The organism is Pantoea graminicola (assembly GCF_048452665.1).
Classification (GTDB): Bacteria; Pseudomonadota; Gammaproteobacteria; order Enterobacterales; family Enterobacteriaceae; genus Pantoea.
This window is the reverse complement of record NZ_JBLWSJ010000005.1, coordinates 285,590-297,639: the sequence shown is the minus strand read 5'-3', so window position 1 is coordinate 297,639 and position 12,050 is coordinate 285,590. Positions and strand designations below refer to the sequence as shown.

At 60.8% G+C, this 12,050-nt stretch carries 11 protein-coding genes; 5 read left to right on the top strand and 6 right to left on the bottom strand.

The features are described 5' to 3' along the window. Window positions 1-51: 51 nt before the first annotated feature. From ACNY69_RS14245 to ACNY69_RS14235, 3 genes are read right to left on the bottom strand one after another with little or no spacing between them, the layout of a single operon-like run. Window positions 52-579: a DUF4865 family protein gene (locus tag ACNY69_RS14245; RefSeq protein WP_111138911.1), complete on the bottom strand. Its 528-nt coding sequence runs from the start codon at window positions 577-579 to the stop codon at window positions 52-54. Then, a complete protein-coding gene (locus ACNY69_RS14240; RefSeq protein WP_418798905.1) occupies window positions 576-965 on the bottom strand; it encodes a tautomerase family protein in 390 nt (129 codons plus the stop codon). The genes ACNY69_RS14245 and ACNY69_RS14240 overlap by 4 nt, the downstream gene beginning before the upstream one ends. Further along, entirely contained in the window at window positions 947-1,267 is a 321-nt protein-coding gene (locus tag ACNY69_RS14235; RefSeq protein ID WP_111138913.1) for a carboxymuconolactone decarboxylase family protein, read from the bottom strand. The genes ACNY69_RS14240 and ACNY69_RS14235 overlap by 19 nt, the downstream gene beginning before the upstream one ends. Before the next feature lie 96 nt (window positions 1,268-1,363). Between ACNY69_RS14235 and ACNY69_RS14230 the strand changes: the two genes are divergently transcribed. Next, the gene (locus ACNY69_RS14230) at window positions 1,364-2,245 is read left to right on the top strand and encodes a LysR substrate-binding domain-containing protein (RefSeq protein ID WP_111138914.1); all 882 of its coding nucleotides are present in this window, start codon (window positions 1,364-1,366) and stop codon (window positions 2,243-2,245) included. A 7-nt stretch (window positions 2,246-2,252) separates the two neighbouring features. Here ACNY69_RS14230 and ACNY69_RS14225 read toward each other — a convergent pair whose 3' ends face one another. Together ACNY69_RS14225 and ACNY69_RS14220 are read right to left on the bottom strand one after the other, a co-directional pair. Next, window positions 2,253-2,798, bottom strand: coding sequence for a TetR/AcrR family transcriptional regulator (locus ACNY69_RS14225; RefSeq protein ID WP_418798902.1), 546 nt, complete (start codon window positions 2,796-2,798; stop codon window positions 2,253-2,255). 158 nt (window positions 2,799-2,956) lie between these two features. Beyond that, window positions 2,957-3,511, bottom strand: coding sequence for a GNAT family N-acetyltransferase (locus tag ACNY69_RS14220; protein ID WP_111138916.1), 555 nt, complete (start codon window positions 3,509-3,511; stop codon window positions 2,957-2,959). 285 nt (window positions 3,512-3,796) lie between these two features. On the opposite strand from ACNY69_RS14220, the gene ACNY69_RS14215 reads away from it, so the two are divergent. Beyond that, the gene (locus ACNY69_RS14215; protein WP_111138917.1) at window positions 3,797-4,414 is read left to right on the top strand and encodes a pyridoxamine 5'-phosphate oxidase family protein; all 618 of its coding nucleotides are present in this window, start codon (window positions 3,797-3,799) and stop codon (window positions 4,412-4,414) included. 84 nt (window positions 4,415-4,498) lie between these two features. Here ACNY69_RS14215 and ACNY69_RS14210 read toward each other — a convergent pair whose 3' ends face one another. Beyond that, on the bottom strand, window positions 4,499-4,891 hold the full coding sequence (locus ACNY69_RS14210) for a VOC family protein (RefSeq protein ID WP_293772584.1): 393 nt from the start codon (window positions 4,889-4,891) through the stop codon (window positions 4,499-4,501). A 284-nt stretch (window positions 4,892-5,175) separates the two neighbouring features. Between ACNY69_RS14210 and ACNY69_RS14205 the strand changes: the two genes are divergently transcribed. From ACNY69_RS14205 to ACNY69_RS14195, 3 genes are all read left to right on the top strand, one after another. Continuing rightward, window positions 5,176-6,369 carry an MFS transporter gene (locus ACNY69_RS14205; RefSeq protein WP_418798899.1) on the top strand — a complete coding sequence of 398 codons (1,194 nt, stop codon included), beginning with the start codon at window positions 5,176-5,178 and terminating at the stop codon, window positions 6,367-6,369. Between the two features lie 104 nt (window positions 6,370-6,473). After that, the gene (locus tag ACNY69_RS14200) at window positions 6,474-11,006 is read left to right on the top strand and encodes an ATP-dependent helicase (protein WP_418799003.1); all 4,533 of its coding nucleotides are present in this window, start codon (window positions 6,474-6,476) and stop codon (window positions 11,004-11,006) included. Window positions 11,007-11,193: 187 nt separating this feature from the next. Continuing rightward, on the top strand, window positions 11,194-12,048 hold the full coding sequence (locus tag ACNY69_RS14195; protein ID WP_111138920.1) for an oxidoreductase: 855 nt from the start codon (window positions 11,194-11,196) through the stop codon (window positions 12,046-12,048). The last annotated feature ends 2 nt before the right edge of the window (window positions 12,049-12,050 follow it).

Below are 12,050 nucleotides of genomic sequence, written 5' to 3'. Positions count from 1 at the left end.
CGGATCTGCGCATTGAGATTGAGGCCATATTCGCCCTCTGAGCGACGGGCGTCAGAGCAGCATTGCTGAGGCGGCCGCGCCGCGCGCCAGATAGCCGATGCGATAGACCTCCTGCTCACCCGCGGGCCGCTGAGAGGAGGCACGGAGCGTTATCCCCTGCCAGCGGGTCACATCCCAGGCGCTGAAACCGGATCTCTCAGGCAGCGCGGTAAGATCCGTATGAGGCGCGATCGTCCAGCGGTCCAGCGTCATAAAGCGGGCTTCGGCTAAATCCGGTATCGGAGCCTGGTCCTCAGAAGCCAGCCAGCATTCGGGAGTCGGCCAGCCAAAATCGCGGACCAGCGCGGCGAAGCCGGGCGTCTGCAGAAAACGCTGCATCGCTCGTGCCTCCTGCCAGAAATAGATCGGCGCATAGCGGTTTTCCCCTAAGCCCCCCTCCTCACGGCGGGCACAGAGATACGCTTTGGCTATCAGCCCCGGAAAGCCATCCAGCCTGGCGCCATTCTCTCTGATCCGATGTTCGATAATGCCCATGTCATAGTCGGCGGGCAGGGTAAAACGGTAGTGCATCACAATCATAACGCCTCCTGAGCCAGCATCCGGCCGCCGCTGAAGCTCCACTCTTCGGTGGTGTTAAACTGGATAACGATCATTACATCGTCAGGACTGATTCCCATCTCCCTCTGCAGCGCCGTGCAGAGCGCATGATAAAACTGCTGCTTCTGCTGCCGGGATCGCGGCCTGCCTGCCGTTATCTGAAACAGTACAAAATCATCGCTGCGGCCGCCGCTCAGATAGTGACGATCGAATACCCGCTGAGCGACAGGCAGCATCTCAATGATCTGAAAGCAGTCCTGCCGGGGGACGGAAAACTCCGCCACCAGCGCCTGCTGAAGCAGCCCGGAGAGCTGACGCAGCGCCGCATCGCTGTAGCCCTGACGCAGGGTTATTCGTGTGACGGGCATGTGTTGTCCTCCAGATAGTTCAGCGCGGTAACGGCGGCAGGCCAGCCCGCGTAAAACGCCAGATGCGTGAAACTTTCCACCAGCTCATCCCGGCTCAGTCCGTTTTGCCGGGCAAACCGGATATGCCAGGGGAGCTGCTCAACCCGTCCCAGCGCCGTCAGGGTTGCCAGCGTCAGCAGGCTGCGCTCCCGTGCTGACAGCTGGTCGCGCTGCCAGATATCGTCAAACAGCACCTCACGGGTCAGTTCTGCCAGTTTCGGTGCCTGCTGTGCCAGTGTTTCTCTGTTCAGTGAAGTTTTCATTGCACACTCCTTAGGGGTCAGACAGAGTGTCACCCGGGATGATCATCCTGAAAATCAAATTAATCAGCACCAACCCTTCACCTTTGCAGGACGATAATGGACAGGTTACCGGAATCTCTGGATATGGATGCGCTGCGCAGTTTTGTGGCGGGAATAGATGCGGGGAGCTTTGCCCTGGCCGCGCAGCATCTCTGCCGGTCCGCCTCAGCCGTCAGCGCGCAGCTCAAAAAACTCGAGCAGCAATGCGGTACGCCGCTGGTAATGAAAAAAGGGCGACATCTGCAACTGACCCGCAGCGGAGAACAGCTGATGAGCTATGCCCGACGGCTGCTGACGCTGAACGACGAGGCGCTGCGGGCGGTAAAAGGCGAAGGATTACAGGGGGAGATCCGTATCGGCATGCAGGAGGATTTTGGCGAAGCCCTGATGCCCGCCATTCTCGGCGCTTTTAACCGCCAGCATCCGGATGTGATGCTGACAGCAAGGGTTGACCGCAATCAGGCGCTGCTCACGGCGCTGGCGCGTCATGAACTGGACCTGGCGCTACTCTGGCAGTCTGAACGGCAGCGTGGCACGCAGCTGATTGGCCACTGTCCGCTAGCCTGGATACAGCATCCGGCTTTTGATCTGGCGGGCTTTTTGCAGCGGGCGGAGCCGCTGCCGCTGGTGGTCTTCGATGCACCCTGCGTGATGCGGTCCCGCGCCACGGAGGCACTGGATCGGGCCGGTATTCCGTGGCGCGTGGTGTTTACCAGCCACAGCCTGAGCGGGATCTGGGCCGCACTGCAGGCCGGGCTGGGGATAACGCTGCGCACCCGCGCCGGGTTGCCGGAGACGCTTGTGGTGGAATCGCAGCGGCTGCCCGCGCCCGGCTCTCTGGATATCGCGCTGGCCTGCGCCGATCAGGAAAATGATCCGGCACGCGCGCTGTTGCAGCATCTGATCGCAGAAGCCGCTCTGCCCTTTGTGACGGGCTGACGGCGGTTCACAGGGCCTGCTGGATCAGCGACGCGCAATACTCCGCAGAAAGCTCGCGATCGCCGAACAGGATATGGAACATGACGGGTGCCACGACCAGATCGACCACGCGATTAACGTCAAATCCCGTCTCTCCGCGCGCCAGCGCACGACTGTTGAGCGTTTCCAGATGCTGATAAGTGAAGCCGCAGCATCGCTGGCTGGCCTGTTCCGCATGACTGCCAATCACATCGGCCAGCAGTTCACGGCCAACCTTCGACGACATCTCCTCAACATAGTGCTGAATAAAGACATTAAGGTCGCCAGTCATCGAACCGGTATCTTCCGGTTCCGCGATCGGCCGCATCCGCGCCAGGGCCACGTCCGCCAGCAACTGCGCCAGATCGCCCCAGCGCCGATAAATCGTTGAGGGCGTAACGCCTGCCTGATCTGCGATCATCGGCACCGTAATGGCAGAACGTTCATGCGTTTCCAGTAACCGGTTTACCGTCGCATGCACCTCCGCCTGGATACGTGCGCTGCGTCCACCCTGACGAATCATCTCCTTCGCCATCTCTCTCTCCTGCTTTCGCTATCCTGGTCATTTTAAAGCAACGAAGTTGCATTAACAGATAGCGGCAGTGTACCGCATCTCAGGCTGAGCAGGCGGTAAAGTGTGCTAAACGAAGTCGGGCGCGGCTAAAGCCGCACCTCGGGTAAAGCGGGAAGGGATTAACCGGACGTCGCGTCACCCTTTTGCGTCGCCAGCCAGTCACGGCGGGTCAGGGTGTACATCAGGCTCGGCGGCAGGTCTTTCAGATCCTTTACCTTTTTCAGAAAGGTTAAGCCTGCTTTTTCCAGCACCCGGCGTGACGCCAGATGATTTTCCCGCACGACACCCGTAATGATGCTCAGCCCGGCCTCTTCAAACCCGTAACGGATGGCTCTTTGCGAAAGCTCGGTCGCGTAGCCTTTGCCCCAGGCGTCCGGCTCAAACCGGTAGCCGAGGTTATTGGTCGGATGACCATCAAACCGGCTTCTGAAAACGCCCCCAAAACCGATGATTTTCTCCGGGCGTGCTTTCTCAAAAATGGTCCAGTCGCCGAACCCGTCATCCTTATAGCTCTGTAATCTGAGTTCCATAGAATGAACCGCGTGTGCCCTGTCAGGCCACGGGCCCCTCGGGTTAAATCTGTGTGTCTCAGGGTCGCCAAAGATTCTGAAGAGATCGTCCAGGTCTTCACGAAGGGTATAACGGTAAAGCAAACGCTCTGACTCCCAATACATCGACGGCTCCTTGTGGGTACTGAAATTCACTTTGTGTCAGCGACCTGTTCTGCCGCCCGGCTGTGCAGAGACGACAGCAGGCAGCCAGAAAAATGAATATTCCGGTAATCGGCTGTTTTCCCTTGTTTTTAGCACCAGCACGCTGAACAAAGATCACAAACCACAGTGCCACAGTTCCGGCGGCGATGCCATTGGTGTTAATGTTCTGTTAAAGCCGGACGCCGGTTTTTTCGTCTGTCATCGCTGGCGTCCTGAAGCGTGGATTATTCAGCAGAGAGGATATGAATGGCTGAACAGAGCAACATCATCACTGAACTGGCGGAACTCGAGAGTCTTTATGGCAGTGTCGCCCGCCCTTCTATTGCAAAGGTCACCGCTTACATTCACCCCGCCTATCGTCCGTTTATCGAAGCCTCACCTTTTGTGGCGCTGGCGACCTCGGGGCCGGAGGGACTGGATGTCTCCCCGCGCGGCGATCCGGCCGGATTTGTTGAGATCCAGGATGAAAAAACGCTGCTGCTGCCCGACAGACGCGGAAATAACCGTATCGACAGCCTGCGCAACATTCTGCATGACAACCGGGTTGCGCTGCTGTTTCTTATCCCCGGCATTGGCGAGACGCTGCGGGTGAACGGCACGGCGGCGATCAGCACCGATCCGGCGTTGCTGAAGCGGTTTGCCGTCAACCATCATCAGCCCGGAACTGTACTGCGCATCAGTGTGGAGAGCGTCTTCTTTCAGTGCAGCCGCGCCATTATCCGCGCAGGATTATGGGATGCCGACACGCAGATTTCCCGCCAGGCCCTGCCGAGCACCGGTTCGATTCTGAAACAGATTGCAGAGATCGACGGGGATGCCTACGACAAAGCGCTGCCGGAAAGGCTGAAGAATTCACTGTATTGAGTGCCGTTCTGGTCTGATGATCTCGCCGCCAGCGTTAAGCCGTGCATGGCCAGCCAGAGCGGCACCGATGACCAAAACCGGGCGTTACACGAGGTTCTCAAGCCGTTGCTTTGCATCAGGATACTCGTAAGAGGTGACTTCAATTTTGTTATCACTGAGATCGCTGAAATAAACGGACATGGAGACGTCATGGTCACTGACGCTGAAGGGAATATTATGTTGCTTCAGGACCGGAATCAGTTCGCTGAATGACCGGGCTGCGACCCTGAAAGCCACCGTATGACCCGGATGCTGCGATCGCCGGAGAAAAAGGGAAAGGGATGCCCCGTGATTACGAATCACCAGCGGGCCGCCCTGCCCGAACCAGAACAGGAGGGAGTCGTCGCGAGAAAAGCCCAGGATGGTCTGGTACCACCGCTCGGCAAGCTCAATGTTTTCAACGTACAGATGAATATGGTCGATCTCGTCTATTTTCATTTTCCCGCCTCCTGTTGGTTTCAGAAATCTTCGCCAGGTTCCCTCTGCTTAACAACCCGATGAGCACACAGGAACATGAAACTCCTGGTTATTCTGGCGTGCAGAAATCGACCTTATGACTTCACTCACAGCCTGAGTAAGGCTCTTTCATAAAAACCTCGGCCGGTTTCAGCGTTCCTTTCCCTCTTCCTTCCCGCAGCAGGATTTGTTAAAGCAAAGATATTGCATTAAGGCACCGTTCGCCGTATACCTTAAAGCTAATATTTTGCATTAAGGTGATCGTTATGAACCCTGTCCTGACGCCTGCAGCCGCCACCCGCACCACACTTTTCAGCTTTACCAGTGCAGTACTGATTTCAGCGACCAGCAGCGCCCCCACGCCGCTTTATCCGCTCTATCGTACGCTGTTCCACCTGTCGCCGCTCATGCTGACGCTGGTCTTTGGCGCCTACGCTTTTGCCCTGCTGGCCGCGCTGCTGACGGCAGGAAAAGTGTCGGACTTCACGGGGCGGCGACCGCTGATGCTGCTGGCCCTGGCGCTCAATGCGCTTGCGCTGGTGATTTTCATGCTGGCCAGCTCGGCGGCAACGCTGATTACTGCCCGGCTGGTGCAGGGGTTTGCGACCGGCATCGCCCTGCCAACCTTTGGAGCCAGCCTGATCGACGCCAGCAAAACCCGCGGGCCGCTGCTGAACTCCTTTACGGCATTCCTGGGAATGACCCTGGGCACGCTGGCAGGCGGATTTCTGGTGAGCTTTGCCCCTTTTCCTACCGTCACGCTCTACGCGCTCTTGCTGCTGATGATGCTGGCGGCCATGGCGCTCTTACTTCTGATACCAGAAACCATCACGCCTCAGCCTGGCGTTCTGGCCGCCCTGCGTCCTCAGGTCACCATTCCGCGCCGCGCGCTGGGCCCTCTGCTGAAAGTGACGCCGGTGAATATCGCCACCTGGATGCTGGGCGGCTTCTACCTTTCTCTCATGCCAGGCATGGTCGCCAGTGCCACCGGGCTGACCTCACCGCTTATCGGCGGATCGGTTGTCGCCACGCTGATGCTGAGCGCAACGGCTGCGGTGTTACTCTTCCGTCGGCTTCCCCCTGCACGCGCACTGGTTATCGGGACGCTGATGCTGATAACCGGCGTCACGGTCACCCTGACCGGCCTCTCTCTGCACAGCGTGGCCTGGCTCTATGTCGGCACGGCGATTGCGGGCCAGGGATTCGGATCAATTTTCTCCAGCGTGCTGAAAATCATTTTGCCGCTGGCGGAAGGTCACGAGCGCGCCGGTCTGTTTGCGGCCTTTTTAGTGAAAAGTTACCTCGCCTTTGCCCTGCCCGCGATTGCCGCTGGCATCGCTGCTCCCCATATCGGGCTGAACCAGACCGCCTGGTATTACGGCATGACGCTGATTGTGCTGGCGCTGATGTCGCTGCTGGCCGTCAGAGGGCGTGCATTCGCGGACATACCCGGTTCCTGACATCGCGCCACGCACCCTATAGCCGTTGCATCCCCCTGAAGCGGCATTTTCACTTACACTCAACGGATTAATTTCAGGCGCAGTGGACGCACAATCCCATGAGTATGATGTCAGCAGCCCGGTCAGAGGCGATCTTAGCCCGTTTCTCAGCCGCCACGCGGCAATGGTTCTCTGCCGCCTTTTCGGCCCCGACGCCGGTTCAGCTGGCGGCCTGGGAAGCCATCGCCCGTGGCGAGCATGCGCTGGTAATCGCCCCCACCGGCTCCGGGAAAACGCTGGCGGCCTTTCTTACCGCCATCGACACCCTGTTCAGAGCCAGAACGGACGATCCCGCACCCGCGCGTGAAAACACCACCCGCATTCTCTATATTTCGCCTGTGAAGGCGCTGGCGGCTGACGTGCAGCGTAACCTGACGCTGCCACTGGCCGGGGTCAGCGCCCGCCGTGAGGCACTGAACGCGCCCGCCATCACCCTGAATGTCGGCATGCGTTCCGGAGATACCTCCGGCGCAGAGCGCGCCCGGCTGCTGCGGTATCCGCCCGATATCCTCATTACTACTCCGGAATCGCTGTTTCTGATGCTGACATCGAAAGCCCGCACCACACTGCAGGGAGTGACGACGGTGATCGTTGATGAGGTACATGCGGTCGCGGGGTCGAAACGGGGGTCCCAGCTGGCGCTGAGCCTGGAGCGGCTGGATGCGCTGCTGCCACAGCCCGCTCAGCGCATCGGGCTCTCGGCCACCGTGCAGCCGGTCGAACGCGTTGCGGCCTTTCTGGGCGGCTGTCAGCCCGTCCAGGTTGTCAATCCGGCCGCCACACGCACGCTGCATCTGACGATCGAGGTGCCGGTCGCCGATATGACCGACATCGCCGAGGGTGAAGATCCCACGACTGAATCCCCTGCTGTCGGCGGTTCGATCTGGCCACACATTGAGGCGCGTATTCTGCAGCAGGTGATGGCGCATCGCGCCACGCTCGTCTTTGTCAATTCGCGGGGACTGGCGGAAAAACTGACGGCGCGTCTTAACGCACGCTATCTTGCCGGATGCCGTCCGGCTGGCGATCGGGAGAGTGATAACAACAGGGACGACAACCTTATCGCCCGCTCGCATCACGGTTCCGTGTCGAAAGAGCAGCGAAGTCATATTGAAGCCGCGCTCAAAGAGGGCAGCGTGCGTTGCGTGGTGGCGACGTCGAGCCTGGAGCTGGGCATCGATATGGGTCCGGTGGATCTGGTGATCCAGGTTGGCGCGCCGCTGTCGGTCGCCAGCGCGCTGCAACGGGCAGGAAGGGCCGGGCATCAGGTCGGCGGCGTATCGACCGGGATCCTGTTTCCCCGCACCCGGCGCGATCTGCTGGATACCGCCGTCACACTCGAACTGATGCAGACCGGGCAGCTGGAGGCGCTGACCCCGCCGCATAACCCGCTCGATATTCTGGCGCAGCAGACGCTGGCGGCGGTTGCCATGGAGAGTCTGCACGCCGACAGCTGGTTTGAACGGGTGCGCCGGGCCGACCCGTTCCGCGCGCTGCCTCGCCGGCTGTTTGACGCGACGCTGGATATGCTGGCTGGAAAATTTCCCTCAGATGCCTTTGCTCAGCTCAGGCCGCAGCTGGTGTGGGATCGGGAGAATGGCCTGCTGACAGCACGCCCCGGCGCGCAGAAACTTGCCGTGACCAGCGGCGGCACCATTCCCGATCGGGGCACGTTCAGCGTGATCCTGCCGGAAGGCGAGGAGCAGGCGGGCTCCAGGCGCGTGGGCGAGCTGGATGAGGAGATGGTCTATGAGTCACGGATCAACGACATCGTGACTCTGGGCGCGACATCGTGGCGCATCCAGCAGATCACCCATGACCAGGTTGTGGTGGTGCCAGCGCCGGGTCGTCCCGCCCGCCTGCCGTTCTGGCGCGGAGAAGGGGTGGGCCGCAGCGCCGATTCAGGTGCCCGCCTCGGCAGGTTTCTGCGTCAGCTGAACCGCGACGCGTCAGAGGATGATGCAGCCCGGCTCAGTGCGCTGGGACTGAATCATCATGCCGTCAGTAATCTGCTGGCGCTGGTGGCTGAACAGCGTGCTGCCACCGGCGTCGTGCCGGATGACCAGACGCTGCTGATTGAACGCTGCCGGGACGAAATTGGCGACTGGCGGCTGATCCTGCATTCGCCGTGGGGAAAACGGGTCAATGCGCCCTGGGCGCTGGCAATCGGCGCACGCATCCGGCAACGCCTGGGCATTGATGCCTCCGTTGCTGCCAGCGATGATGGCATCGTCGCCCATTTTCCCGCCAGTGAAGGCGATTTGCCTGGCGCTGACCTGTTTCTCTTCGACGCGGATACACTCTTCCGGTTCGTAGCGGAAAGCGTCGGCCAGTCGGCGCTGTTTGCCGCCCGTTTCCGGGAGTGCGCCGCACGGGCACTGCTGCTGCCGAGGCGCAATCCGGGTAAGCGTTCGCCGCTCTGGCAGCAGCGACTGCGTGCCGGTCAGCTGCTGGCCGTCGCACAGCAGTATGATGATTTCCCCATCATGATCGAAACCGCCCGCGAATGTCTGCAGGATGTCTATGACCTGCCTGCCCTGCATGCGCTGATGAAACAGGTGGCGGAGGATCGCGTCAGCGTGGTTGAGGTGACGACCGCCCGGCCCTCTCCTTTCGCCGCGCCGCTTTTATTCGGCTACGTCTCGGAATTTATCTACGCCAGCGATGCTCCGCAGGCGGAACGGCAGGCCTCCCTGCTGACGCTCGACAGCAGCCTGCTGGGTGAGCTGCTCGGCCAGATACCGGAACGCGATCTGCTCAACGCGGAGGCCGTGAAGCAGACTGAGCAGCTTCTGCAACGCCTTGATCCCCGCTATCAGGTTTCGCACGCCGAGGGCATTGTCGATCTGCTGCGCGACCTCGGCCCGCTCTCCGTGGCGGCCATCGCGGCCCGCTTTGCCGGCAATCCTGAAGCGATCTCCCCGGCCATCACGCAGTTCGCGGCTGCCCGGCGGATTATTCCGGTCACTGTCGCTGGCGAATCGCGCTGGGCGGTGATCGAAGATGCAGGCCGCCTGCGCGATGCGCTGGCCTGCACGCTGCCGGATGATCTGCCCGCCACCTTCCTGGCATCAATGGCCGATCCGCTGAGCGATCTGATCAGCCGCTACGCCCGCACGCATGCGCTGTTTACTACCCGACAGCTCGCCGGGCATTTCGGGCTGGGCACCGCCGTAGTAAACGGGCGGCTGCACGCCCTGCAATCCCAGGGCAGCCTGATGAACATCGGTGCAGTCGCAGGCGCGTCAGAAACAGAGTGGGTCACTGCGGAGAACTTCAGACGTCTGCGCTTACGTTCACTGCAATCAGCTCGCGAGGCGACCGAGCCGGTGCCCCCTTCCGCCTGGGTTCGCCTGCTGCTGGAGCGGCACGGTTTAGATGATCTGCAGCGGGAAGAAAGTCAGGGTGCCAGCGGGCTGCTGCGGGTAATTGAACAGCTCGCTGGCGTGCCGCTTCCGGCTTCATTGTGGGAATCACAGATCCTGCGGGCCCGGATCCGCGACTATCAGCCTGCAATGCTCGACGCGCTGTTAGCCAGTGGCGAGGTGATCTGGTGCGGGCATAAAGCCCTGGGCCAGAATGATGGCCTGATCTCATTTCACCTCTCTGACTTTGCGGCAGAAACGCTGCCGGTGCAGGAGACCACGCCAGCTCTCTCCCCGCTTCAGCAGGCTCTTTACGACGCACTAAGCCAGGGAGGCGCATGGCTTGTTCATGAGCTGACGGCGAAAATGGAAGCGAGTGCACCGGAAACGGCGGATATCAATGACGCGCTGTGGCAACTGGTGTGGCAGGGCTGCATCACCGCGGATAGCTGGATTGCCGTGCGCAGCCGTCTGAGTGCGCCTGGCGTGACACGTTCACGTCCGGCGCGGACCCTGCGCACCCGATTCGGTCATCGCTTTACGCCAGGCGCGTTGCCCGCACGCCGTCCGATGGTCAGCACGCTGCCCGGGCGCTGGTCGCGGATAGCGCGGCAGGCGGTTGCGCCTGCCCGGCTGGCCCTGTCGCTGGCGGAGAACCTGCTGGACCGCTATGGGGTCATCACGCGCGGCTGTGTGGTTTCAGAACAGATCCCCGGCGGCTTTCCGGCCCTGCAACCGGTATTGCGCGGCATGGAAGATGCCGGGCGGCTGCTACGGGGCCGGTTTGTTGACGGCGCAGGCGGCGCGCAGTTTGCCGATCATCGGACCATTGAGCGGCTGCGGCAGCTGGCAGAAGACTCCGGGGCCGCGGCGGAGGCGGTCGTGCTGGCGGCCTCTGATCCGGCGAATCCGTTTGGCGCGATGCTCAGCTGGCCGTCACACGCCAGCGCAACCCGGCCTGTCCGCCGTCAGGGCGCGCGGGTGGTCATCGCGGACGGTGCCCTGATGCTCTACCTGACGCCGGGTGGCAAAGAGTTACTGACGTTCAGTGACGATGTCACACGGCTGGAAGCCGCGGTTGCCGCGCTGGGTGCGTCGCTGAAACGTGAAAAACCTGCGAGCTTTACGCTGGAAACGGTGGCGGGTCAACCGGTGTCGCACTCACCCCTGTTTAATGCGCTGCGCCACGCCGGTTTTTCCCGGGTACCGCAGGGATTCAGCTGGTACCGCTAGCGCAGGTTTCAGCACATCGGCGAACGCCTGCGCGGTCATCCTGGATCGGTCCGCAGGCTGAATGCCGCCCTCTTCCGCACACTCTTTCCTCAAAGAACGCCGCTTTATTTCTCGCGCCTGTCAACACCCGATAGTTGCCCTGCTGAATCACCATTACACTTGATCTACACCCATGCAGGAGGTTCTCATGTCAGACAACACCATGACTTACCAGTTAGGCGATCGTAACGTAAACCGTATCGGTTTTGGCGCAATGCAGCTCGCCGGGCCGGGCGTGTTCGGGCCGGTGAAAGATGAAGCCCGTGCCATGCAGGTTTTGCGCGACGCGATTGAAGCAGGCGTCAATCATATCGACACCAGCGATTTTTACGGCCCGCACGAAACCAATCTGTTAATCAAAAAGAGCCTCTATCCCTATCCGCAGGATCTGTGCATTGTGACTAAAGTCGGTGCCCGCCGTGACGCCAAAGGCGGCTGGCATGCGGCGATGGAACCGGAGGCGCTGACCCAGGCCGTGGAAGATAATCTGCGTCATCTGGGGCTGGACGTGATTGAGGTAGTGAATCTGCGCAGTATGCTGCATCCGGCCAGACCGAAGGAAGGTTCGCTTGCCCCGCAACTGGAAGCGCTGATGGCCTTAAAGGATCGTGGGCTCATCCGTCACATTGGCCTGAGTAACGTGACCGCCACCCAGATCGCTGAAGCTCAGGCGCTGACACCGATTGTCTGCGTGCAGAATATGTATAACCTCGCGCACCGTCAGGATGATGAGCTGGTGGACAGCCTGGCTCAGCAGGGCATTGCCTGGGTGCCCTTTTTCCCACTGGGCGGCTTTGCGCCGCTGAAGCTGGCGAAGCTGAATGAGGTTGCTGCCTCTCTGAATGCGACACCGATGCAGGTCGCGCTGGCGTGGCTGCTGCGCCGTTCACCCAATATCCTGCTCATCCCCGGCACCTCCTCCCCTGAACATCTGCGGGAGAATCTGGCCAGCGGCAATCTGGCGTTGTCGGATGAGGTGATGGCGACGCTGAATGCTCTGTAACC

Coding starts and splice junctions, on each gene's coding strand:
- ACNY69_RS14245 (WP_111138911.1), bottom strand. CDS start 579: ATGATTGTGATGCACTACCGTTTTACCCTGCCCGCCGACTATGACATG.
- ACNY69_RS14240 (WP_418798905.1), bottom strand. CDS start 965: ATGCCCGTCACACGAATAACCCTGCGTCAGGGCTACAGCGATGCGGCG.
- ACNY69_RS14235 (WP_111138913.1), bottom strand. CDS start 1,267: ATGAAAACTTCACTGAACAGAGAAACACTGGCACAGCAGGCACCGAAA.
- ACNY69_RS14230 (WP_111138914.1), top strand. CDS start 1,364: ATGGACAGGTTACCGGAATCTCTGGATATGGATGCGCTGCGCAGTTTT.
- ACNY69_RS14225 (WP_418798902.1), bottom strand. CDS start 2,798: ATGGCGAAGGAGATGATTCGTCAGGGTGGACGCAGCGCACGTATCCAG.
- ACNY69_RS14220 (WP_111138916.1), bottom strand. CDS start 3,511: ATGTATTGGGAGTCAGAGCGTTTGCTTTACCGTTATACCCTTCGTGAA.
- ACNY69_RS14215 (WP_111138917.1), top strand. CDS start 3,797: ATGGCTGAACAGAGCAACATCATCACTGAACTGGCGGAACTCGAGAGT.
- ACNY69_RS14210 (WP_293772584.1), bottom strand. CDS start 4,891: ATGAAAATAGACGAGATCGACCATATTCATCTGTACGTTGAAAACATT.
- ACNY69_RS14205 (WP_418798899.1), top strand. CDS start 5,176: ATGAACCCTGTCCTGACGCCTGCAGCCGCCACCCGCACCACACTTTTC.
- ACNY69_RS14200 (WP_418799003.1), top strand. CDS start 6,474: ATGATGTCAGCAGCCCGGTCAGAGGCGATCTTAGCCCGTTTCTCAGCC.
- ACNY69_RS14195 (WP_111138920.1), top strand. CDS start 11,194: ATGTCAGACAACACCATGACTTACCAGTTAGGCGATCGTAACGTAAAC.